A 23,365-nucleotide genomic window follows, 5' to 3' on the forward strand; every position below is an offset into this window, starting at 1 on the left:
AATGAGTAAATATTACTTAAATTATTTAGACGAATTAGAAAGTGAAGCAATCTTTGTTTTACGTGAAGTTTGGGCACAATTTGAAAACCCAGTAATTTTATTTTCTGGAGGAAAAGATTCTATTTTAGTAACACATTTAGCTAAAAAAGCATTTTATCCAGCAAAAATACCATTTCCATTAATGCATGTAGATACAGGTCACAATTTCCCTGAAACTATTCAATTTAGAGACGATGTTATAAAAGAATTAGGCGTGGAGTTAATTGTTGGTTCTGTACAAGAATCTATTGATGACGGAAGAGTAGCAGAAGAAAAAGGTAAAAATGCAACACGTAACGCACTTCAAATAACAACGCTTTTAGATGCTATTGAAGCAAATAAAGTAGATTGTGCAATTGGAGGAGGAAGACGTGATGAAGAAAAAGCAAGAGCAAAAGAACGTTTCTTCTCTCATAGAGATGATTTTGGACAATGGGATCCTAAAAACCAAAGACCAGAATTATGGAATATCTTTAATGGAAAACATTTTGAAGGAGAACATTTTAGAGCATTCCCAATTAGTAACTGGACAGAAATGGATGTTTGGAACTATATAAAAAGAGAAAATATTGCTATACCATCATTATACTTTGCACATGAACGCGAGGTGGTTTGGAGACAAAACACATGGATTCCTAATTCAGAATTTTTAATACTAGAAGATCATGAGGAAGTAGTAACTAAAAAGATACGTTTTAGAACTTTAGGTGATATTACTATTACAGGAGGAGACGAATCGGAAGCAGATACACTTGAAAAAATTGCTGTAGAAGTTGCAGGAATGCGTAACACAGAAAGAGGAAACAGAAGTGATGATAAGCGTTCTGAATCTGCAATGGAAGACAGAAAGCGCCAAGGATATTTCTAGAAAATAAAAAATTTGTAATTCTTGTAAAACAAGAATTTATTAAATAAAAAACAAAAAATGTTAGATAACAATCAATTATTACGTTTTACAACAGCAGGAAGTGTAGATGACGGAAAAAGTACACTAATAGGTCGTTTACTATATGATTCTAAATCTATATTTGAAGATCAATTAGAATCTATTACAAATACAAGTAAAAAGAAAGGTCATGAAGGTGTAGATTTAGCCTTATTTACAGATGGTTTGCGTGATGAACGAGAACAAGGTATTACCATAGATGTTGCATACAGATACTTTACAACACCCAAGCGTAAGTTTATAATAGCAGATACTCCAGGACACATACAGTACACGCGTAACATGGTTACAGGAGCATCTACAGCTAACGTTGCAACTATTTTAATAGATGCAAGACATGGTGTAATAGAACAAACAAAAAGACATGCTTTTATAGCATCTTTATTACAAATACCACACATTATTGTTTGTGTTAATAAAATGGATTTAGTAGACTATTCTGAAAAAGTTTACAATGATATCATTAGACAATTTGAAGATATTTCTTCTAAGATGTTAGTTACTGATGTGCGTTTTATCCCAATGAGTGCCTTAAATGGAGACAATGTGGTAAATAAATCTAAAAATATGGATTGGTATCAAGGCGCACCAATGCTACATACTTTAGAAACTATGCATATTAGTAGCGATATTAATAAGGTAGACGCTCGTTTTCCTGTACAAACAGTACTTAGACCACAACGTGAAGGTTTTATAGATTATAGAGGTTATGCAGGACGTGTGGCAAGTGGAATTTTTAGAAAAGGAGATGAAGTAACAGTAATGCCTTCAGGATTTACTTCTAAAATTAAAGCGATTGATACACTAGATAAAGAATTAGAAGAAGCTTATGCTCCAATGTCTGTTTCTATAACATTAGAAGATGATATAGATATTAGTAGAGGAGACATGATTGTACGTTCTAATAACAAACCAGAAGCATCACAAGATATTGAGGTAATGTTATGTTGGTTAAATAATGCAGCAGCAAAACCAAGAGCAAAGTATACTATAAAACATACTTCTAACGATCAAAAAGCAATGATAAAAGAAGTAGTTTACAAATATAATATTAACACTCTAGAGCGTATAAATGACGATAAAGAGCTTAACATGAATGATATTTGTAAGGTTAAAATACGTACAACAAAGCCTTTAATGGTAGATGCTTACAGAGAAAACAGAACAACTGGAAGTATTATTCTTGTTGATGATGCTACAAATGAAACCGTTGCAGCAGGAATGATAGTTTAATAAAAAATTACTTATAAAATGAAAAAAATCATATTAGCTTTATTTTGTGTTACTTTAATGGTAAGTTGTAAAAAAGAAGACCCAAAACCTTTGCCAGTAAAAGAAGTTAAACAGGCTAAAGAAGTCAATAAACTTAATTTAAAGCTTAATTGCGAAACTAATTCATCTGATATTATTCAAGTTGTTTTTAATAAAATTGAATTACAAAATAATAGAGATGGAAACTATATTATTACAGAAAAATTAAACCCAAACACACCTTCAAAAGATTTTAATTTTGAAATGATTGGAGATTACATAACTACTGTAATCCAATTAAAGCTTGGTAAAAAAGTAAAGACTTTAAAAGTTAATAATATGGCTATTAATTTTGGAGATGTTACATTTAAAATAGATGGATCTAAATTAGATAATTTTTTCTCTTTTAATAAGTTTATTAAATATGATGCAGAAAATAGTACCATTCAAACAGTTGCTATTGATGGTAAACATTCTCCTGTAATGACACTTAAAAAAGGGCGTGTTAAAAAACTATTTGGTATTTAATTTTAATGTGTAAAAGTCTATTAAATAGCATATTTATATTATTCTTTTTAAGTATAGTATCTTGTCAAGATGATAATAAAAATCAGCAAATTGATAGTACAAATGCTATTAATAATTTAAAACACACTTTGTCAATTGATATAGAATATATATCTAATAAAGATGATGTTTTAAGGATGATTTTTAATAAAACATTATTTAAGGAACAACTAATAGATTTAACAATAAACAAGCATATTATATCAAAAAGCAAACTTCAAAAGCTAAGTTTTCAAATGCCAATTAAAGGTAGGCCAAAATCAATTTCAATTGGTTTAGGAAATGAAGAAGAGAAAGAGATAGTTTTAAAAAAAGTTAAGTTAAATTTTGATCAAAACACATTTGTTATTAATCAAAAAGATATAATAAAGTATTTTACATTAAATAAATATGTGTCCTTTGATAAAACAACACATACTTTAAAAACAAAACGGATAAACAACTTACACTCACCAGTAATTACCTTTAAACCTATTGTTAAAAAACACACATATAGATAATCAAGCAGTTTTAATATCTTTTAAAAGCGCTAGATATTATTTCTTAATACTTCTTGCCTTTTTTTTACCAATTAATGAAAAAATCTCTACGATTTTAATTTTAATAAATGTCTTTTTGGCATTGTTTGAATTAAAAAAGTTTAAAAACTTAAAAGCGTTTTTTCCTTTAATACTTATATTCTTATTATATGCTATAGCCTATTATAGGGACTCATACCAAATAGGATTTAATTTATTTGAGCAAAAAGCATCTTTTTTGGCTATGCCAATTATTTTAGGGACGATAAAGGTTTCTAAAAAACAACTAGTTAATATTTTAAAATCATTTGTGTACGGTTGTATTGCAGCATGTATAATATCTATATTATATGCTTTTTTTAGGTCTTTTCAATTTAATCCATTTAAGTTTTATCCATATAGTTTATCAAAAGGCGTCCAAGACATTACGTTATTAGAAGAATTACCTTTGCAAACACATCACTTTTTAGGAAACAATTTTGCGTTTAATATACAAACCCTTTACGCAGCAATGTATTATACTTTTGCAATTATTATTATCTATTTTTTAGAAAGCAAAAGTAAATTAAACATGTTTTTTATAGCATTACTATTTATATCTATAATTCTTGTGTTTAGTGAAATGGGCTTAATCCTTTTAGGTGTTTTCATTATTTTATTTATAAAGACAAAAATCGAAAAAAAACATTTTATTGTATTAGTGTCTTTATTGCTAGTCTCTATATTATATTTAGGAAAAGACCGATTATCTAATCTATATGAAGCATTTAATACAGATGATGTAGAAGAAGAAAATAGATATTTTATTCGTGTAAACGAAAGATTAGCCATTTGGAATTCGATTAAAAATATTGATAAACAAAAACTAATTTTTGGACTAGGTTATAATAAAGCTCAAAAAGAATTAAACAGAAAGTATCAATTAGCAGGTTATTATGCAGAACCTATTTTAAATAAAAATTTGAATGCACATAATGGATACCTTCAAACCCTAATTGAAACAGGTGTAATTGGGCTAATATTAGTTAGTTTTATGTTTTTTCAATTATATCGTAAAGTACAAGCATATGAGAATAAAAAAATGAAGTTAATTGCAAATTCTTTTTTAATACTTACACTTATTAATTTAGTAACAGAATCTATGTTTACTAGATATATTGGTTTGTCTTTTATATTGTTTTTTTACTCATTATTTATTTTTACAGTACCTAATACTTTTTTAACCAAGTCAAAAGAATTAAATACCATCACCTAAATAAAAGTTTAGTTAATATTCATAGTTTAAATTTATATTCATTAAAAAAAAGTTTTTAAATATTGTTTTAACAAGTTTTGGGCAGCTTTCAGCAATGCTAATGCAATTTGTTATAGTATATTTAATATCTAAAGAAGGTGGCTTAAAAGAAATAGGAATTTACGGTCTAGTATCCAGTATAGTTGTGCCAATAACCACCTTTTTTTTATTTGATGTTAATAGCTCTATCTTAGCAGATGATGATATAGAAAACAATACATCTCTATATATCGGAAACGCAATAATTAATAGTGTTTTAGCAATTCCAATAGTTTTAATACTTGGGTACTTATTTCAACTTAATTTAATCATCGTTTTAGGTTTTTTCTTCTTTAAAACAGCATTAAATTTTAAACAAATCTTTTATTCATATTATCAAAGAAAAGAGTGTTTTGATTTTCTAAGCGGTAATCAAATTATAGTTTTCTTATTGGTTTCATTATCATTTGTTCTATACCTTAAAGGGTATTATGATTTAAAAATATTTTATATTTCTGGAACCCTAGTTACATTAACATTATTGATAGATTTCTATCTTTTAAAGAAAAAGCTAAATCAACATTCTAGCTTTATAAGAATAGATTTTAATTTTTTTAAATTAAAATTTAAAAGCGGATTTAACTTAGGATTAAACGCATTAGTTTCTTCTTTAAAATTAAACGCACCAAGATACTTTGCTAAGTTTATTTTAAAAAACATAGAACTAGTTGGTGTAATAACTGTATATACTCAAATAATAACAGGATTAAGTGTTTTAAATTTAATTTATAGTCGTTTAAATCTTGGTAAAGTTGGAAACTTATTAAGCTCTAAAGTAAATGGGTATAAGTCTAAAACATATAAAATAATAATAGGAAATTATCTGCTAATAACATTTTTTGGTGCCATTTTAATTTTATTTGACAAACAAATTATAGGTTATTTTTTTGGTGAAGAATATTTAGATCAGATTTTTGTGTTTAGATTACTACTTGTACTAAAAGCCATAACATTTCCTTTAGTGATTTTAAAAATTATAGCTATAAACAAGCAAAACGAATTCTATTTAACAAAAGCAACATTAATTACATCACTATCTCTTATTGGGTCTATTTTTTTTATTAATCAATTGACATTGTTTATGATCTTTTATTTAATAATTGAAATACTAATGATGGTTTTCATATTTAGAAAAACCCATTACTCGCTAAATTCTAATTAAGGCTAATGATGAGTAATTGCATATATTTTTGTACTTTTAACCCCCTAAAAAAAAGGAAATATATTTTACTTTGTTAAAAATAAAATTTACATATCCAATAACAGTACTAATATATATTACCTTTTTCTTAATAGGTACTACACTAGGTTATAATCCTTACGGACTTACTATATTAATCAGTTTTTTTGAAATCTTAAAACAAATAAGAAACAATAGCTTTTTTACAGCATTACTTTTCTGGAATTTAGGGTTTGTATTTTTGTCATGTAGTGTAAATCTATTTGACAAAGTCGATATTGTTGAAAAATTTGGTATAGGTGTTTATGAAAAAACAGCTAACATTTTCTTTTTAAGCTCAATAACTATAATTTTCTTTTATCATTATTTTTTAAAAAAACAAAAACAGAAATACCCTGTTGAGGTCGAGGTTGATAATAGTCCTTTTACTTCAATTAAAACCTTTACACTACTTCTTATTATTGCTGTTTATTTAATTTTCATAATCTATAATGGACAAAGAGCATTTCAGATTATGACAATGGGTAGAGGTACTTTTGTGGTTAACTCTTCATTTGGAGGACAAGGAGAGCAAGGTACCGGAAGAAGTATAATAATAACGTTATTGTACTACCTTACAGAAATAAGTGGTTATTTACTGCCATCCTTAATGTTTTTAATTTTATTGCAAAAATTAAGAATACTATATGCATTAGCAGTTACATTTATATTAAGTGTTCCAATTTGGATGACCCAATTTTTTCTAGGAACCAGACACCATATTTTATTATCAGGATTATCTTTTATTGCTTGTTTTGTTTTGTTGTATCATAAAAGAATAAGGATTAAGGTAAGGACCTTTGTTATAATTTTGTCAGCTGGATTGTTTTTTTCTTTTGCAATGCTACATATAAGAAAGGTAGGTTATGCAAATATATTTGATTTTTCAAATTTTAAATTTGAACCAGAAAAAATAGGAGGAGACCCATCAGGAAGATACATGAATTATGTGGTTGAGTATTTTGACACTAAAGATTATCGCAAAGGAGTCTCTACAACAGGATTGGTTTTTGTTTGGATGCCAAGGTCAATTTGGAATAATAAACCTCAAGGATTTACACATTGGTTTTTAAGAGAACATGTCATACCAGGATACAAAGGTTACAATAGTATTTCTACAAGTTATTTAGGCGTCCCATATTCAGATTTTGGTAAAACTGGAGTTGTTTTTGCATCAATACTTATTGCCTTTTTCCTGGCAAAAATAGATTGTTATACTTTAAGACTTAAATCAGCCTTTACTTTTAAAAAGTTAATAATAGTTGCTTTTTCATTAGCACTATCCTTTTATATGCCAAGAGCATTAACAGCAGTATATTTAAAAATGATATTGGTGTTTGCTTTTATTTCAGTCCTTTCATTTTCAAACAGATTAGTTATAAGAATACCTGATGAATAAAATTCAAAAAAAAATAAATAGTGTTTATAGATATGCCTTGTGGAATTATTTTTCAAAACCACTAGGTTTAATTCATGTTGCAGAATATCCTAAATCAGGAGGCTCATGGTTAACTCAGCTCTTATCAGAATATTTAGGATTAGAAAACAGGAGAAATAAAATCCCAAAATTCGAAAAAGCCATTTTACATGGACATTATAAATATAAAACCTCTTACAATAAAACTATTTTTATAGTAAGAGATGTAAGAGATGTTATGGTGTCTTATTACCATATGCTTATTATTGGAAACAAAAGACGACCAGAAAGCCTAAATCAATCTTACAGAGATAAAATGGGTATTGTAGATTATCAAAACGTAAAAGACAATCTGCCAAAATTTATAGAATATGTAAATACAACCTATACCAAAAGCTTTAATAAATTTACTTGGGCTAATTTTATTGACTTTTATGTAGATAAACCAGATGTGCATATTGTAAAATATGAAGACATGTTAAAAGACGCTAAACAAGAGCTAATAAACATACTTATGTTTTTAAATGAAGAAGTAGATGAGAATAGAGTCGAAGAAGTAGTTCACAAATTTTCGTTTCAAAATCAAACCAATCGTAAACCAGGAGAAGAAGATAAAACTAGTTTTATAAGAAAAGGTATTGCTGGAGATTGGAAAAATTATTTTAATGAAGAATCTTGTAAAAAAATCATTAAATATTCTGGAGAAGAATTGATTCAAATGGGTTATGAGAAAGATCACAATTGGTCACATCAAATAAATAATGAGGATGTCTAAATTTACCCATAAACCAGATTTTTTAGTTGTAGGTAGCGCAAAAGCAGGAACAACATCACTGTTTAATTTTTTAGGAGAACATCCTCAAATATTTCTACCAAAAAGAAAAGAACCTAAATTTTTTAGTTATAGTTCTGGAATAAACAAATTAAATGGTCCAAGAGACGACAAAACAATACAATTTACAGTAAAAACACCAGAAAAATATCAAGAGCTTTATCAAAATAAAGGAAACAAACTTGCTGGAGATGGAAGCGTAGATAATTTATATTACTACAACAAGGTTATACCATTAATAAAAGAAAAACTTGGCGACGTTAAAATTATTATTTGTTTAAGAGACCCAATAGCCAGAGCTTTCTCTGCCTATTCAATGCAATTAAGAGACTCCAGAGAAACCCTAAGTTATTCTGATGCATTAAAAGAAGAAAATAACAGAATTAAAAATGACTATGAGTTTATTTGGCATTATAAAAATTGTGGTTTATACTACAATCAAGTAAAAGCCTACATGGACAATTTTACTAACGTAAAAATTATTTTTAATACAGATTTAAGACACAAAACACAAAGTACAATGGATGGTGTTTTAGAATTTTTAAACATAAGTAAATTTAATTTTGATTTAGAAAAAAACCACAACGTAACAGGTATACCAAAAAACAAGTTATTTCATAAAATTTTTGTGTTATCTTCATTTGGAAGAGCTTTTAGAAAGCTATTCCTTTCAGAAAAATTAAAATTATTTTTAAAAGAAAAAGTCTTTAATAAACTAATTAAATACGAAAAGGTCGAAAAAGACACACATGAAAATTTATCGCTATTAGAGTTTTTCAAAGAAGATGTTGCAAAACTATCAAAATTACTAGATAGAGATTTACACGAATTATGGTTAAAAAAATATGAGACTAATAATTGATGCATCTAACATTAGATCAGGAGGTGGAGTAACACACTTAATAGAAGTTTTAAATGCTATAAATAAAGACACTTTAAAATTTGATACTATTGAAGTGTTTAGTAACACAAACACACTTTCAAAAATTAATGATCAAAGCTGGATTATAAAAAAAACACATCCTTGGTTACAAAAAGGAACAGTGTTTATTTCCCTTTGGAAAAAACTACATTTTGAAAAATATTTAAAAACATTAGTTAATACTAAAACACTATTGTTTAATCCAGCAGGAACATATACAGGTGCATTTAAGCCACATATTGAGATGAGTCAAAACATGTTAATATGGGATGAAAAGGAAAGCGATAGGTACGGAAAATCATCAATAATGAAACACAAGTTTAAGTTGCTTCATTATTTTCAAAAAAAAGCATTCAATAACTCTAATGGGATTATTTTTATTTCTAAGTATGCAAAAAACACAATCTTAGGTTTTTTAAAAAAAGACTTAAGTCAATCACCTATAATACATCATGGAGTTAATCAAAAATTTGCCCAAGATGTAAAACCACAAAAGCATATTTCAGAATACACAACAGACAACCCTTATAATTTATTATATATTTCTCCAATTACGGTTTATAAACATCAAACAGTTTTAATAAAAGCAGTATTAGATTTATATAATCAAGGATATAATATTAAAATAAATTTAGTTGGAGGTGACTATCAACCATATTATAAAAAATACTTGTCAGAAATAGAATCTGACAAAACATATAATAAAGCTGTAAAATATCATGGAAAGGTTGATTATGAAGAGGTTGAAAATTTTTATAAATCATCAGATGGGTTTATCTTTGCCTCAACATGCGAGAATATGCCAAATATATTAATTGAAGCAATGTCATCTGGATTACCAATATTATGCTCTAATTACCAGCCAATGCCTGAGTTTTTAGGAGCTAATCATCCATTTTATTTTGATCCAACAAACAAACAAAGTGTTTATCAAAATTTAAAAACATTTTTAGATAATCCATCAGATAGACAAGAATCAGCATTAGAAGCAAAATCAAAATCAAAGCAATACACTTGGGAGGAATGTTCTAAGCAAACATTAGAATATTTATTTAAAAACTTAAATAACTAAAACATTGAGCAATTTTAAAGACAAAACGTTATTAATTACAGGAGGAACAGGATCGTTTGGAAACGCAGTATTAGACCGTTTTGTAAATTCAGACATAAAAGAAATTAGAATCTTTTCTAGAGACGAAAAAAAACAGGACGAGTTAAGACGACGTCTATCAAATCCAAAAGTAAAATTTTACATAGGTGATGTACGAGATTATCGCTCTGTAGAGACTGCTGTACGTGGTGTAGATTATATCTACCATGCTGCAGCACTAAAGCAAGTACCTTCTTGCGAGTTTTTTCCAATAGAAGCTGTAAAAACAAATGTTTTAGGAACAGAAAATGTATTAGAAGCTGCCATAAACCATAATGTAAAAAGTGTGGTTGTATTAAGTACAGACAAAGCAGTGTACCCAATTAATGCAATGGGTATTTCTAAAGCTATGATGGAAAAAGTATTGGTTGCTAAATCCAGAAACGCAGGAAAAACAGTTATCTCTGGGACACGATATGGTAACGTAATGGCATCAAGAGGTTCTGTAATACCATTATTTGTAGAGTTAATGGCAAATAAGCAAGACCTAACTCTTACAGATCCTAAAATGACACGTTTTATGATGACTTTAGATGATGCTGTAGATTTAGTATTATTCGCTTTTGATAATGCCCAACCAGGAGACATGTTTGTACAAAAAGCACCTGCAGCAACTATAGAGACTTTAGCAAAAGCCTTAATAGATTTATATAAATCAGACAGTAAACTTAAAGTAATTGGTACGCGTCATGGTGAGAAATTATACGAATCTTTGCTAACAAGAGAAGAACGTGTAAAAGCTGAAGATTTAGGAGATTATTACAGAGTGCCAGCAGATAATAGAGATTTAAATTATGCTAATTACTTTTCTGAAGGAGAAGTTGATATGGATAAAATAGAAGACTATCACTCACACAATACAGATCAATTAGATGTAGAAGGCATGAAAAAACTACTTCTAAAATTAGACTTTATTAGAGAAGATATTAAGTAAAATGAAAAAAAACAGTCCAGCACTTATTGAAGGTGGTGTGTTTTCAGATAATAGAGGAACGTTACAATTTGTAAACGATTTTGATTTAACTGAAATTAAACGAATGTATTTTATAACACACCCTTTAGTCGAAACTGTAAGGGCTTGGCAAGGACACAAAATAGAAAGCAGATGGTTTTTTTGTGTAAAAGGTGCATTTAAGGTTAACCTTGTTAAAGTGGACGATTGGGAAAACCCATCAGATAATTGCGAGATTTTTCAATTTGAAATAAAAGCAGACAAACCACAAGTATTATACATTCCTAACGGTTTTGCAAATGGCTTTAAGGCCACACAAAAGGATTCTAAATTAATGATACTATCAAACTACGGTTTAAATCAAGTCAAAAACGATGACTACCGTTTTGATAGTAATAAATGGATAAATTGGTAACAATGATAAAAGTAGGTATAACAGGACAAGCTGGCTTTATGGGAAGCCATTTATATAATTATTTAGGCACAAAAGAAGATATAGTTTTAGTAGATTTTAAACGTTCTTTTTTTGAAGATGATAGCGCATTACAAACTTTTGTAAAATCTTGCGATGTTATTTTACACATAGCTGCAATGAATAGGCACGAAGACCAACAAGTTATTTACAATACCAATGTTGGATTAGTAAACAAGCTAATATTAGCTTGCGAAGCTACAAATGCAACACCAAAAATTATATTTTCATCTTCAACTCAAGAAGAAAAAGATAACCTTTACGGAAAATCAAAAAGAGATGGTCGTCAAGCATTAGAAGCTTGGGCAACAAAAGCAGGAGCACAAGTAAGCTCTTTAGTTATACCTAATGTATTTGGACCTTTTGGTAAACCATTTTATAACTCTTTTATAGCAACATTTTGTCATCAAATAGTTAATGGAGAAACACCAACAATTAATAGTGATGGAGAAGTTAAACTTATTTACATAAACGAATTGGCAGAAGCTTTTTATCAACAAGTAATAAGCAACCCTAAACAAACAAGCACTACAGTTAACGTTGCACATACAGCAACTAAAAAAGTATCAGAAGTTTTAAATTTACTTAACTATTATAAAGAAAGTTATGTAGATAATGGTGTTGTTGCAGACTTACGCGACCCTTTTGAGCTGGCACTTTTTAACACCTTTACTAGCTTTATACCTAAAGATTATTTTCCACGTAAGTTTACAAAACATACAGATAATCGTGGTGCATTTGTGGAGATTATGCGTGCAAATACCTCTGGACAATCGTCTTATTCTACAACAGTTCCAGGTATTACTAGAGGTAATCATTACCATACACGTAAAGTAGAGCGTTTTGCTGTAATAAGTGGAAAAGCACGTATCCAATTACGTAAAATTAATACCGATCAGGTATTTAATTATGAGCTAGATGGTGACCAACCTGCTTATGTAGACATGCCAATCTGGTACACACATAATATTACCAATATTGGTGACACAGAATTGATTACTTTATTCTGGATTAACGAGCCTTATAATCCAGAAGATCCAGATACTTATTTTGTTGAGGTGTAGACCTTAAAACTTAATTAAATTCCTATTTTTGCACTTCTAAACCAGTTCTATGAAAAAATTAAAAGTAGTTACAGTTGTTGGTACTAGACCAGAAATTATTAGATTATCCTGCACATTATTAGCATTAGATAAAAACGAAGCTATTAATCATGTTTTAGTCCATACAGGACAAAATTATGACTATGAGTTAAACGAAATATTCTTTGAAGATTTAGGACTTAGAAAACCCGATCACTTTTTAAACGCAGCTGGTAAAAATGCAACAGAAACGGTTGGAAATATTTTGATTAAAATAGATCCAATTTTAGAACAAGAAAATCCAGATGCTTTTTTAGTGTTAGGAGACACCAACTCTTGTTTGTGTGCCATTCCTGCTAAAAAAAGAAAAATCCCAGTATTCCATATGGAAGCAGGTAATAGATGTTTTGACCAACGTGTTCCAGAAGAAACTAATCGTAAAATTGTAGATCACGTCTCAGATATTAACCTAACTTATAGTGATATTGCAAGAGAATATTTATTGCGTGAAGGTTTATCTCCAGACAGAGTCATAAAAACAGGAAGCCCAATGTATGAAGTGCTTAACAAGTTTAAGTCTAAAATTGAGGCATCAGATGTACTAAATAAATTAGGACTAGAAAAACAAAAATTCTTTGTAGTATCATCTCACAGAGAAGAAAACATAAGCAATCCCAAAAACTTTAAAGGTTTAATAGACTCTTTAAACCAAATTGCAGAGAAATATGATTATCCTGTAATTGTGTCTACACATCCTAGAACACGTAATATGTTAGAAGCTAAAAAATTAGAAACACATAAAAACATTCAGTTTTTAAAACCATTAGGCTTCAACGATTATAATGCATTACAAATGCACTCATTTGCAGTGTTATCAGATTCAGGAACTATTTCAGAAGAATCATCAATACTTAATTTTCATGCGTTAAATATAAGAGATGCACATGAGCGTCCAGAAGCAATGGAAGAAGCCTCAGTAATGATGGTTGGATTAAATCCAGAACGTATCATGCAAGGTTTAGCAGCTTTAAATGCTCAAGAACGAAACCCAAACCGTAATTTTAGAGAAGTAGCAGACTATTCGATGCCTAATGTTTCAGAAAAAATGGTGAGAATAATTATATCTTATACAGACTATATAAACAGAGTTGTTTGGTCAAAATACTAAAATGAAAATATTACTTGTCAAACAATTATTTAATCCAGAACCTACTGCTAAAAGTTTAGATTTTGCTAAAGAGTTAATAGCAAGAGGACACGAGGTAGAAGTGCTAACTGGTTTTCCGTCATATCCAATAGGTAAGATTTATAAAGGCTATAAACAGCGACTATATAAAAGAGAAACCTTAGAAGGTGTAAACCTAATAAGAGTACCTATTTATCCAGATCATAGTACATCTGGCTTAAAACGTTTTTTACATTATATCTCTTATGCCATTTCTGCAACATTTATAGGATTGTGGTTGGTAAAAAAACCAGATGTATGTTTTGTTTATCAAGGTGCAATACCTGTTGCAATACCTGCAATTGTGTTAAAAAAACTAAGAGGTGTCCCTTTTTTATATGATATTAACGACTTATGGCCAGAAACAGTAGCAGCTTCAGGTATGTTAAGTAAACCAAGAGCATTAAAGATTATTAATAAATGGTGTCATTGGAATTATAAAAATGCAGATTTCATATCTGTGGCAACACCAGGATTTAAAAAAAGTTTAATTTCTAAAGGTGTACCAGAAAACAAACTAGAAATAGTGCCAAATTGGAGTCGCGATGTTATTTCTGACGAAGCTTTACCAAAAGGTATTAAAGAAAAATACTTTGATGAAAATAAAATAAATATCCTTTACGCAGGAAATTTAGGAATCGTACAATCTTTAAAAACAATTTTAGTAACCGCTAAAAGCTTGCAAGAACAAAAATTAGATAAAGTACAGTTTGTCTTTTTAGGAGGAGGAGCAGATGAAGATAACTTAAAAGAATTTGCTTTAAAAAACGACTTGAAAAACGTAAGCTTCATACCAAGGGTAGAGTCCTCAGAAGTAAGTAAATATCTAAATACTGCGGATTTTCTTTTAGTTCATTTAAATAGTGACCCACTATTTGAGATTACAATACCATCTAAAATATTAGCCTATTTAAAGTCTGGAAAACCAATATTAATGGGATTAAAAGGAGATGCAAGTGATATATTAAATAACGCAAATGCAGGATACACCTTTGAACCAGATAATAGCGTGGATTTGGAAATCAAACTAAAAAAAATGATATCTTTAAATTTAGATCAGATTAAAAAAATGGGTCAGAATGGAAAAGACTATTATAAAAACAACTTATCTATAATATCAAGTGTAGATAAATTAGAAAAAAACTTTAAGAAAATTGCAAAATCATAAATTAAATTTTACTCCAGTAATTATAATTGGTGCAGGACGATCTGGCACTAATATGTTGCGTGATATAATAACATCAATACCAGATTTTGATACTTGGGATTGTGATGAGATTAACCCTGTTTGGAGGTATGGTAATAAAAATTTTGAGACAGATGAATTATCACCAGAATTAGCCTCAAATAAAATAAAATCTTACATCAGAAAACGATTTAATCAAAGACATAAAAAAAGTAAAGCTAAGTACATAGTTGAAAAAACTTGTGCAAATTCCCTGCGTTTGGACTATATATATGAAATTTTTCCAGAAGCAAAATATATTATTATAAATAGAGATGGTAGAGATGTTGTACCAAGTGCAATGAAAAGATGGAACTCTAGTTTTGATTTAAAATACACTTTAAAAAAACTAAGATACGTACCCTTAACAGATCTGTTTTTTTATGTTTGGAAATTTGGGGCAAACAGATTAAAAAAGACCTTTTTAAACCATGAAAGTTTATCTTTTTGGGGTCCAGTATATAAAGGCATACATAAAGACATAGAAGATTTATCACCCATGGAACTTTGTGCGCAACAATGGATGCATTGTGCAGAAAACACAATAAAACATAGAGAGAATTTGCCAACAGAAAACGTTTTTGATGTACGCTATGAGACCTTTGTCAATGACCCAATACAAAAAATGAAAGAACTTTTAAGTTTTTTAAAAGTAGAAGATAATATTGATATTACTACTTTAGTAAAAAATGTAAGCACAAAAAGTATAGGCTCTTACAAAAAGGAGTTTAATAAAGAAGAACAGGTTAAATTAAATCAAATTTTAAAACCAACACTTTTAAAACTTAATTATATTAAAGTTGACTAAAACACAAAAATTAACAAAAAGAATATTTGATATTATTTTATCATTTACAGGTCTTATTTTAACAGGTTGGTTAATTATAATAGCTATTATTGTTGCTAGGTTTGACACTAAGTTAAGTGGTATTTTTAAACAAAAAAGAGTTGGACAAAACGGAAAAATCTTTGAAGTATATAAAATACGATCAATGAAAAACATAAAGGGATTTACAACAACTGTATCAACAAATCATGATCCTAGAATAACAAAAGCAGGTCGTTTTTGGAGAAAAACTAAAATAGATGAGTTGCCTCAACTATTTAACGTATTTATTGGAAACATGAGTTTTGTAGGACCAAGACCAGATGTACCAGGTTTTGCAGATAAATTAGAAGGAGAAGACAGAATTATTTTATCTATAAAACCAGGAATAACAGGTCCTGCTTCAATATTTTTTAAAGACGAAGAAAACCTTTTGGCTCAACAAGAAAATCCTGAAGATTATAACAAAAAGGTTATTTGGCCTAAAAAAGTTGAATTAAATAAAGAGTATATTTACAATTATAGTATTTTCAACGATATTAAATACATTTATAAAACTGTTTTATAGATTATGAAATCAAAAATTTGGTTATCCTCTCCACATATGGGAGGAACAGAACAAAACTATGTTAAAGAAGCTTTTGATACAAATTGGGTAGCACCTTTAGGCCCAAATGTAAATGGTTTTGAATCTGATTTAGAAAAATATTTAAACCAAGACATGAAAGTTGCATGCCTATCATCTGGTACAGCAGCAATCCATTTAGCATTAGTACAATTAGGTGTAAAAACAGGAGACGAAGTAATTTGTCAAAGTTTTACATTTTGTGGTTCTTCTAATCCAATTGCTTATGTTGGAGCAAAACCTATATTTGTAGATAGTGAATTAGATACCTGGAATATTTGCCCAAATGCACTTGAAGATGCTATAAAAGACAGGATAAAAAAAGGAAATAAACCAAAAGCAATAATTATTGTTCATTTGTATGGAATGCCATCAAAAATAGATGACATATTGGCTATTTCTAATACATATAACATCCCAGTAATTGAAGATGCAGCAGAAGCTTTAGGATCTACTTATAAAGGTAGAAAATGCGGAACATTTGGCGATTTTTCTATTTTATCGTTTAATGGAAATAAAATTATTACAACCTCTGGAGGAGGTGCTTTAGTTTGTAATACACAAGAAGAAAAAGAGCGAACAATATATTTTGCTACTCAAGCAAGAGAAAACCAACCTCATTATGAGCATAAAAATATAGGTTACAATTATAGAATGAGTAACATTAGTGCAGGTATTGGTAGAGGGCAAATGGAGGTTTTAGATAAGCATGTAGGATTAAGAAGACAAGTAAATACATTTTACACAAAGATATTTAAAGACATACAAGGTGTTGAAGTACAAAAAGAACCAAACCAAGATTATCATTCAAACTTTTGGTTAAGTAGTATTTTAATAAATCAACATGCACCATTTACAAAATCAGAGTTTCAAGAAGCAATGGTAAAGGAAAATATTGAGACTAGACCATTATGGAAACCAATGCATATGCAACCTGTTTTTAAAGACAACCCATATTATGGAGGGAATAATTGTGAAACACTTTTTAATAAAGGGTTATGCTTACCAAGCGGATCTAACTTAAGTTCTGATGATTTAAGTAGGATAGAAGAATGTATAATTAAATTATGATAATTAAAAATTCATCTAATTTTTTTAAAGTAGTATTAATACTAATTATTGGCTTTATTATTTTTAATAATGATGGTGTAAATTATAGTATTAAAGTTTTACTATCTAGCTTTTTTATTTGTGGATTTAGTATCATAAAAATTTTATCAAAAAAAGAAAATCTATTTTCTCTAAACACTATTTTTTATTTATTTACACTGTTTTTTTTGGGTTTAGCACCTGTATTACAATTTAAAAAAGGTGTTTTTTTTTTAGGAGAAAATAGTAAGTTGTCAGAATCAGATTATTTTTTAGGAAATATCATTTTTTCTGTCTGTATATTGTTGTATAATTTTTGTTATCAATGGTTTAAAAATAAAAACTTACTAAGAAATATAAATATCAAAAAATACTCAACTTTAGTTTTTGATAATAAAATAATAATCATATTTTCAATTATTACTACTGTAATAATTTTCACTTATTTTTCTTTTAGTTTTGAATCATTATTTCAAAGACGGTTTTTATGGAATGATAAAGGTGACTATAATTCTTCAATTTTATCAATAATAAATGTCTTGAGAGGAATACCATTATTACTTTTTATTTTCTTTAAATTATCAAAAAAGAATAACCTACCAATAGAAATAGGGCTTTTATTATTAGTAATACTCTGTAATTTTCCTTTAGGTATATCAAGGTATAAAATAGCCATTACTTACATGCCTATTTTGTTAATTTATACAAAACCATTGCTAAAAGGAAAAATGTTTCCTATAGCGTTTGTATTGTTGTTTATGAGTGTGTTTCCTTATCTTCATCATTTTAGATATAATAATGATTTAATGCCAGAAAAGTTGTTTGACCCAAGTATGTTTACAGAAGCACATTTTGATTCATATCAAAATTCAGTAAATATTATAACAAATAAAGTAGTTACAAATGGCAACCAATTATTAGGGACAGCTCTTTTTTTTATTCCTAGATCTTATTGGGAAAGTAAAAGTATTGGTAGTGGACATGTTTTAGCAGATGCAATTGAGTATGATGGATTTTCAAACGTTGCTGTAAGTTATTTTGCAGAAGGATATATAAACTTTGGATATTTGGGAATGTTTCTTTTCACTTTAATATTAGCGTTTGTAAATGCTACTTTCGATTATAAATACTGGTTTAAATATAACGAAAGTAGTTTAATGTTTAAAACCAGCTATTTAATTTTTATTCCTTTTTTATTTTTTATTTTAAGAGGAAGTTTATTGGCTTCAGTAGCAAATTTTTTAGGTTATATAATTTGTTTAATATTATTGTTTTTTATAATTAGGAAATTTAGTAAGTTTAAATATATAACAAAAACCTCGTAAATTGTTGTCTCTTCAAGTGTTTAAATTGTTTAATTATTTCTATATTGTAGATATAATTAAGATATTTGTTATCTGTTAAGAAGACCCAAATGCTTAAACAATTAAAACAAGCCTTATTTCAAGTACTAGAATCTAGTAGAGAAAAGATAGATTTTAAAAACATTAACTATTTGCCAAGATGGGCAATATTATGTTTTGATGGTTCAATCCTTCTAATAGCTTTGTTTTTTACTAAGATAATAGTTAGTAAAATAGAAAAAGCAGCATTTTTTAATTTAGGGTTTTCAACCGAAGAGTTAATTGTTGTAGCAATAAACGTCTTGTTTTTTATTTTATTTAGGACTTATGCTGGACTAATAAGACACTCTACATTTATAGATGCAGCAAAATTCTTTTTAGCATCTTTAGCAACTTTAATCACTTCACTTGCTGTATTTTATGGGTATCTAATTTTAAGTGGTGATGAGTTGTTTTCAATTCCGCAATTATTTATATACTCAATACTTTCCTTTTGTGGATTATTTCTTTTTAGGATTTTAGTAAAACAAGTGTTTGAGGTTTATCAACGCTATAATGAAAATGAATCAAGGTTAAACGTATTAGTTTACGGAACTGGTGAAAATGCAATAGCAATTGCTAGTGCATTAAAATCTGAAAAACCATCACGTTATAAAGTATTAGGTTTTATAGACAAAGAAGGTAAAAATAAAAGTAAAGAGATATTAGGACTGCCAATTATCCATATAGAGCGTAATACAGCTGTTATGTTAAGGATTTATAATGCACAAGCACTAATTATTGCAGACAGTACATTAACAAAAGAAGAGAATATTAAAATTGTAGATAGCTGCTTAGAGCATAACTTTAAAGTATTTAGAGCACCTTTGATATCTGATATAGAATCAAATACAAATCTTTCTAATCAAATACAAAAAATTCAAATTGAAGATATTTTAGAAAGGGACCCAATAAAATTAGACAATAAATTAGTTGCTAAAGAGATTTTTAATAAATGCATATTAGTAACAGGAGGAGCAGGATCCATTGGAAGCGAAATTGCAAGACAAATTGCTAATTATAAGCCTAGTAAACTGTTAATATTAGATCAAGCAGAATCTCCTTTATACAATATTCAATTAGAATTAAAACACGATTTTCCAGAACTAAGTTTTGAGGCAATCATAGCAGATGTAAGAAAGGTAGATGTGCTTGAAGAAATTTTTAAAACCCATAAACCTCAAGTTGTTTATCATGCAGCAGCATATAAACACGTCCCTTTGATGGAAAGTCATCCATCTGAAGCTATATTAGCAAATGTATTAGGTTCAAAAAACGTAGCAGATCTTTCTCTTCGTTTTAAAGCAGAAAAATTTGTTATGGTATCTACAGACAAAGCTGTTAACCCAAGTAATGTGATGGGAGCTTCCAAACGTATAGCAGAAATATATGTCCAAGCTCTACAAAAAAAGGCAATGTCCAAAAGCAAAAGTAATACGCATTTTGTAACGACAAGATTTGGTAATGTTTTAGGAAGTAATGGATCAGTTGTACCATTGTTTAAGCGCCAAATAGAAGAAGGAGGTCCTTTAACAATTACACATCCAGATATTATAAGATATTTCATGACTATTCCTGAAGCTTGTCAATTAGTTTTAGAAGCAGGAGCAATGGGTAATGGAGGCGAAATATTTATTTTTGATATGGGTGAAGCAGTAAAAATTATTGATTTAGCAAAAAAAATAATCCGTTTAGCAGGTTTTACACCCTATAAAGAGATAGATATTAAAGTTGTTGGATTAAGACCTGGAGAAAAGTTGTATGAAGAATTACTAAGCGATAAATCTACTACACTACCAACCTATAACGACAAAATTATGATTGCAAAAGTAGAAAATTGTTCTCATGACGAAATTAATAAAGATATACACGAGTTATTAATTTTAGCTAAAGAAGACGATAAAAATGCAATCGTTAAAAAAATGAAAGACATAGTTCCAGAATTTTTAAGTATGAATTCAGACTTTGAAGTTTTTGATAAAAAGATAGTATAATATAAATGAAAATAGCAGTAATTGGTACTGGTTACGTAGGTTTAGTAACAGGTACATGTTTAGCCGAAACAGGTAACGAAGTACTATGTGTAGATATAGACGAAAACAAAGTAAAACAAATGCAAGCAGGAGAGGTTCCTATTTATGAGCCACATCTTGATGTTTTGTTTGAAAGAAATATAAAAGCAAATAGACTTAAGTTTTCAACCAGTCTTCAAGAAGGATTAGATCATGGAGACATAATATTTCTTGCATTACCAACACCAGAAGACGAAGATGGATCAGCAGACCTTAAATATATTTTAGGAGTAGCAGATAACATAGGAAAGCTAATAAAGGACTATAAAGTTATAGTAGATAAAAGTACTGTTCCAGTTGGGACTTCTGATAAAGTAAAAGAAGCTATTTCTAAAAATGCTAAAGTAGATTTTGATGTGGTTTCTAATCCAGAATTTTTACGAGAAGGATTTGCAGTAGACGACTTTTTAAAACCAGAACGTATTGTAGTAGGATCTAGTAGTGATCGTGCAACTAAATTAATGGAAAAACTTTATAAACCATATGTACGTTCAGGCAATCCAATAATTGTAATGGACGAAAAATCTGCAGAGCTAACTAAATACGCTTCAAACTCTTTTCTTGCTGCTAAAATCACATTTATGAATGAGATTGCTAACTTTTGCGAAAAAGTTGGAGCAGATGTAGACAAAGTTAGAATAGGAATGGGAACAGATTCTAGAATCGGTAAACGATTTCTGTTTCCAGGAATAGGATATGGTGGTTCTTGCTTTCCTAAAGATGTAAAAGCACTACATAAATCAGGCTTAGATAACAATTACAATTTTAAAATATTAGATGCAGTAATAAACGTTAATGCAAGACAAAAATTGGTATTAATTCCTAAAATTGAAAATCATTTCAATAATGATTTAAAAGGAAAAAACATTGCAGTTTGGGGATTAGCATTTAAACCAGAAACAGATGATATCCGCGAAGCACCTTCTTTATATATGATTGATGCTTTATTAGAAGCAGGTTGTAATATTACAGCATTTGATCCAGAAGCAATGCCAAATGTTAAACGAAAACTTGGAGATAAAATAAAATTTGCTGACAGTATGTACAATACATTGCAGGATGCAGATGCTTTAGTAATATCAACAGAGTGGAGTATATTTAGAACTCCAGATTTTTCAAAAATGAAAAATTTAATGAATGAGTTAACCATCTTTGATGGTCGTAATTTATACGATGTAAGCGACGTTAAAAACGAAGGGTTTAAATACGTATCAATAGGAAGATAATGAATCAGAAAAGGATTTTAATTACTGGAGCAGCAGGTTTTTTAGGTTCGCATTTATGTGATCGCTTTATAAACGAAGGTTACTTTGTTATAGCAATGGATAATTTTATAACAGGAGACCCTAAAAACATAGCTCACTTATCTACAAATCCTAACTTTCTTTTTATACAACATGATGTTACTAACTTTATTAATATAGAAGGCGGTTTAGATTATATCCTTCATTTTGCCTCTCCAGCAAGTCCAATAGATTATCTTAAAATACCAATTCAAACTTTAAAAGTAGGTAGTTTAGGGACTCATAATTTACTAGGTTTAGCTAAAGCTAAAAACGCAAGGTTATTAATTGCTTCAACATCAGAAGTCTATGGAGATCCATTAGTACACCCTCAAACAGAGGATTATTACGGTAATGTAAATACCATTGGACCAAGAGGTGTTTATGATGAGGCTAAACGTTTTCAAGAGTCTATTACTATGGCGTATCATAGATTTCATGGGTTAGAAACGCGTATTGTTAGAATTTTCAACACTTATGGACCAAGAATGCGATTAAATGATGGTCGTGTTATTCCTGCATTTATGGGTCAAGCCTTAAGAGGAGAAGACTTAACCGTTTTTGGAGATGGTATGCAAACTAGATCATTTTGTTATGTAACAGATCAAGTAGAAGGTATATACAGATTACTGTTAAGTGATTATTCAAACCCAGTAAATATTGGAAATCCACATGAAATAACTATTAAAGATTTTGCTGAAGAAATTATAAAATTAACCGGAACAACTCAAAAGGTGATTTATAAAGATTTGCCAGTAGACGACCCAATGCAACGTCAACCAGACATTTCATTAGCTAAAAAATTATTAGATTGGGAGCCAAAAGTAGGAAGAGCAGAAGGAATGAAAAAAACATTTGACTACTTTAAAAACTTAACTGAAGAAGAACTACATAAAAGCGAACATAAGGATTTTTCTAGTTTTAATAATAAATAATTA

At 28.9% G+C, this 23,365-nt stretch carries 22 protein-coding genes; all 22 read left to right on the forward strand.

The annotated features are described in order from the left end of the window. Position 1: 1 nt before the first annotated feature. The gene (gene cysD, locus SJY17_RS04075) at positions 2-907 is read left to right on the forward strand and encodes a sulfate adenylyltransferase subunit CysD (RefSeq protein WP_397364199.1); all 906 of its coding nucleotides are present in this window, start codon (positions 2-4) and stop codon (positions 905-907) included. Between the two features lie 57 nt (positions 908-964). Further along, positions 965-2,218 (forward strand): sulfate adenylyltransferase subunit 1, encoded by a 1,254-nt coding sequence (locus SJY17_RS04080; RefSeq protein ID WP_397364200.1) that lies wholly within the window; start codon positions 965-967, stop codon positions 2,216-2,218. An 18-nt stretch (positions 2,219-2,236) separates the two neighbouring features. Then, a complete protein-coding gene (locus SJY17_RS04085) occupies positions 2,237-2,764 on the forward strand; it encodes a hypothetical protein (protein ID WP_397364201.1) in 528 nt (175 codons plus the stop codon). 5 nt (positions 2,765-2,769) lie between these two features. After that, positions 2,770-3,303: a hypothetical protein gene (locus SJY17_RS04090; RefSeq protein ID WP_397364202.1), complete on the forward strand. Its 534-nt coding sequence runs from the start codon at positions 2,770-2,772 to the stop codon at positions 3,301-3,303. After that, positions 3,278-4,576 carry an O-antigen ligase family protein gene (locus tag SJY17_RS04095; RefSeq protein ID WP_397364203.1) on the forward strand — a complete coding sequence of 433 codons (1,299 nt, stop codon included), beginning with the start codon at positions 3,278-3,280 and terminating at the stop codon, positions 4,574-4,576. Before SJY17_RS04090 ends, SJY17_RS04095 begins: the two co-directional genes overlap by 26 nt. Positions 4,577-4,676: 100 nt before the next feature. Beyond that, entirely contained in the window at positions 4,677-5,816 is a 1,140-nt protein-coding gene (locus tag SJY17_RS04100) for a hypothetical protein (RefSeq protein WP_397364204.1), read from the forward strand. Between the two features lie 70 nt (positions 5,817-5,886). After that, complete coding sequence (locus SJY17_RS04105) at positions 5,887-7,272, forward strand: O-antigen polymerase (RefSeq protein ID WP_397364205.1); 1,386 nt, start codon at positions 5,887-5,889, stop codon at positions 7,270-7,272. Continuing rightward, a complete protein-coding gene (locus SJY17_RS04110; RefSeq protein WP_397364207.1) occupies positions 7,265-8,065 on the forward strand; it encodes a sulfotransferase domain-containing protein in 801 nt (266 codons plus the stop codon). Before SJY17_RS04105 ends, SJY17_RS04110 begins: the two co-directional genes overlap by 8 nt. Further along, complete coding sequence (locus SJY17_RS04115) at positions 8,058-8,984, forward strand: sulfotransferase domain-containing protein (protein ID WP_397364209.1); 927 nt, start codon at positions 8,058-8,060, stop codon at positions 8,982-8,984. Before SJY17_RS04110 ends, SJY17_RS04115 begins: the two co-directional genes overlap by 8 nt. Beyond that, positions 8,968-10,116 (forward strand): glycosyltransferase, encoded by a 1,149-nt coding sequence (locus SJY17_RS04120; RefSeq protein WP_397364210.1) that lies wholly within the window; start codon positions 8,968-8,970, stop codon positions 10,114-10,116. The genes SJY17_RS04115 and SJY17_RS04120 overlap by 17 nt, the downstream gene beginning before the upstream one ends. 4 nt (positions 10,117-10,120) lie before the next feature. Continuing rightward, on the forward strand, positions 10,121-11,128 hold the full coding sequence (locus SJY17_RS04125; RefSeq protein WP_397364211.1) for a polysaccharide biosynthesis protein: 1,008 nt from the start codon (positions 10,121-10,123) through the stop codon (positions 11,126-11,128). A 1-nt stretch (position 11,129) separates the two neighbouring features. Further along, complete coding sequence (locus SJY17_RS04130) at positions 11,130-11,561, forward strand: WxcM-like domain-containing protein (RefSeq protein WP_397364212.1); 432 nt, start codon at positions 11,130-11,132, stop codon at positions 11,559-11,561. 2 nt (positions 11,562-11,563) lie between these two features. Next, positions 11,564-12,682 (forward strand): NAD-dependent epimerase/dehydratase family protein, encoded by a 1,119-nt coding sequence (locus SJY17_RS04135; RefSeq protein ID WP_397364213.1) that lies wholly within the window; start codon positions 11,564-11,566, stop codon positions 12,680-12,682. Between the two features lie 49 nt (positions 12,683-12,731). Next, entirely contained in the window at positions 12,732-13,868 is a 1,137-nt protein-coding gene (gene wecB, locus SJY17_RS04140) for a non-hydrolyzing UDP-N-acetylglucosamine 2-epimerase (RefSeq protein WP_397364214.1), read from the forward strand. A 1-nt stretch (position 13,869) separates the two neighbouring features. Next, positions 13,870-15,093, forward strand: a complete 1,224-nt coding sequence (locus SJY17_RS04145) for a glycosyltransferase family 4 protein (protein ID WP_397364215.1) — start codon at positions 13,870-13,872, stop codon at positions 15,091-15,093. Continuing rightward, the gene (locus SJY17_RS04150; protein ID WP_397364216.1) at positions 15,080-15,958 is read left to right on the forward strand and encodes a sulfotransferase family protein; all 879 of its coding nucleotides are present in this window, start codon (positions 15,080-15,082) and stop codon (positions 15,956-15,958) included. Before SJY17_RS04145 ends, SJY17_RS04150 begins: the two co-directional genes overlap by 14 nt. Beyond that, complete coding sequence (locus tag SJY17_RS04155; RefSeq protein WP_397364217.1) at positions 15,951-16,544, forward strand: sugar transferase; 594 nt, start codon at positions 15,951-15,953, stop codon at positions 16,542-16,544. The genes SJY17_RS04150 and SJY17_RS04155 overlap by 8 nt, the downstream gene beginning before the upstream one ends. Before the next feature lie 3 nt (positions 16,545-16,547). Continuing rightward, entirely contained in the window at positions 16,548-17,672 is a 1,125-nt protein-coding gene (locus SJY17_RS04160; RefSeq protein ID WP_397364218.1) for an aminotransferase class I/II-fold pyridoxal phosphate-dependent enzyme, read from the forward strand. Between the two features lie 731 nt (positions 17,673-18,403). Beyond that, positions 18,404-19,015 (forward strand): O-antigen polysaccharide polymerase Wzy, encoded by a 612-nt coding sequence (gene wzy / locus SJY17_RS04165; protein ID WP_397364219.1) that lies wholly within the window; start codon positions 18,404-18,406, stop codon positions 19,013-19,015. An 89-nt stretch (positions 19,016-19,104) separates the two neighbouring features. Continuing rightward, complete coding sequence (locus SJY17_RS04170) at positions 19,105-21,066, forward strand: polysaccharide biosynthesis protein (protein ID WP_397364220.1); 1,962 nt, start codon at positions 19,105-19,107, stop codon at positions 21,064-21,066. Between the two features lie 5 nt (positions 21,067-21,071). Then, on the forward strand, positions 21,072-22,370 hold the full coding sequence (locus SJY17_RS04175; protein WP_397364222.1) for a UDP-glucose dehydrogenase family protein: 1,299 nt from the start codon (positions 21,072-21,074) through the stop codon (positions 22,368-22,370). Further along, a complete protein-coding gene (locus tag SJY17_RS04180) occupies positions 22,370-23,362 on the forward strand; it encodes a UDP-glucuronic acid decarboxylase family protein (RefSeq protein ID WP_397364223.1) in 993 nt (330 codons plus the stop codon). Before SJY17_RS04175 ends, SJY17_RS04180 begins: the two co-directional genes overlap by 1 nt. The last annotated feature ends 3 nt before the right edge of the window (positions 23,363-23,365 follow it).

It is taken from the genome of Olleya sp. R77988 (assembly GCF_044594215.1).
Lineage (GTDB): Bacteria > Bacteroidota > Bacteroidia > Flavobacteriales > Flavobacteriaceae > Olleya.

Coding starts and splice junctions, on each gene's coding strand:
- SJY17_RS04085 (WP_397364201.1), top strand. CDS start 2,237: ATGAAAAAAATCATATTAGCTTTATTTTGTGTTACTTTAATGGTAAGT.
- SJY17_RS04090 (WP_397364202.1), top strand. CDS start 2,770: ATGTGTAAAAGTCTATTAAATAGCATATTTATATTATTCTTTTTAAGT.
- wecB (WP_397364214.1), top strand. CDS start 12,732: ATGAAAAAATTAAAAGTAGTTACAGTTGTTGGTACTAGACCAGAAATT.
- SJY17_RS04145 (WP_397364215.1), top strand. CDS start 13,870: ATGAAAATATTACTTGTCAAACAATTATTTAATCCAGAACCTACTGCT.
- SJY17_RS04170 (WP_397364220.1), top strand. CDS start 19,105: ATGCTTAAACAATTAAAACAAGCCTTATTTCAAGTACTAGAATCTAGT.
- SJY17_RS04120 (WP_397364210.1), top strand. CDS start 8,968: ATGAGACTAATAATTGATGCATCTAACATTAGATCAGGAGGTGGAGTA.
- SJY17_RS04080 (WP_397364200.1), top strand. CDS start 965: ATGTTAGATAACAATCAATTATTACGTTTTACAACAGCAGGAAGTGTA.
- SJY17_RS04135 (WP_397364213.1), top strand. CDS start 11,564: ATGATAAAAGTAGGTATAACAGGACAAGCTGGCTTTATGGGAAGCCAT.
- SJY17_RS04115 (WP_397364209.1), top strand. CDS start 8,058: ATGTCTAAATTTACCCATAAACCAGATTTTTTAGTTGTAGGTAGCGCA.
- SJY17_RS04100 (WP_397364204.1), top strand. CDS start 4,677: ATGCAATTTGTTATAGTATATTTAATATCTAAAGAAGGTGGCTTAAAA.
- SJY17_RS04175 (WP_397364222.1), top strand. CDS start 21,072: ATGAAAATAGCAGTAATTGGTACTGGTTACGTAGGTTTAGTAACAGGT.
- SJY17_RS04110 (WP_397364207.1), top strand. CDS start 7,265: ATGAATAAAATTCAAAAAAAAATAAATAGTGTTTATAGATATGCCTTG.
- SJY17_RS04180 (WP_397364223.1), top strand. CDS start 22,370: ATGAATCAGAAAAGGATTTTAATTACTGGAGCAGCAGGTTTTTTAGGT.
- cysD (WP_397364199.1), top strand. CDS start 2: ATGAGTAAATATTACTTAAATTATTTAGACGAATTAGAAAGTGAAGCA.
- SJY17_RS04130 (WP_397364212.1), top strand. CDS start 11,130: ATGAAAAAAAACAGTCCAGCACTTATTGAAGGTGGTGTGTTTTCAGAT.
- SJY17_RS04160 (WP_397364218.1), top strand. CDS start 16,548: ATGAAATCAAAAATTTGGTTATCCTCTCCACATATGGGAGGAACAGAA.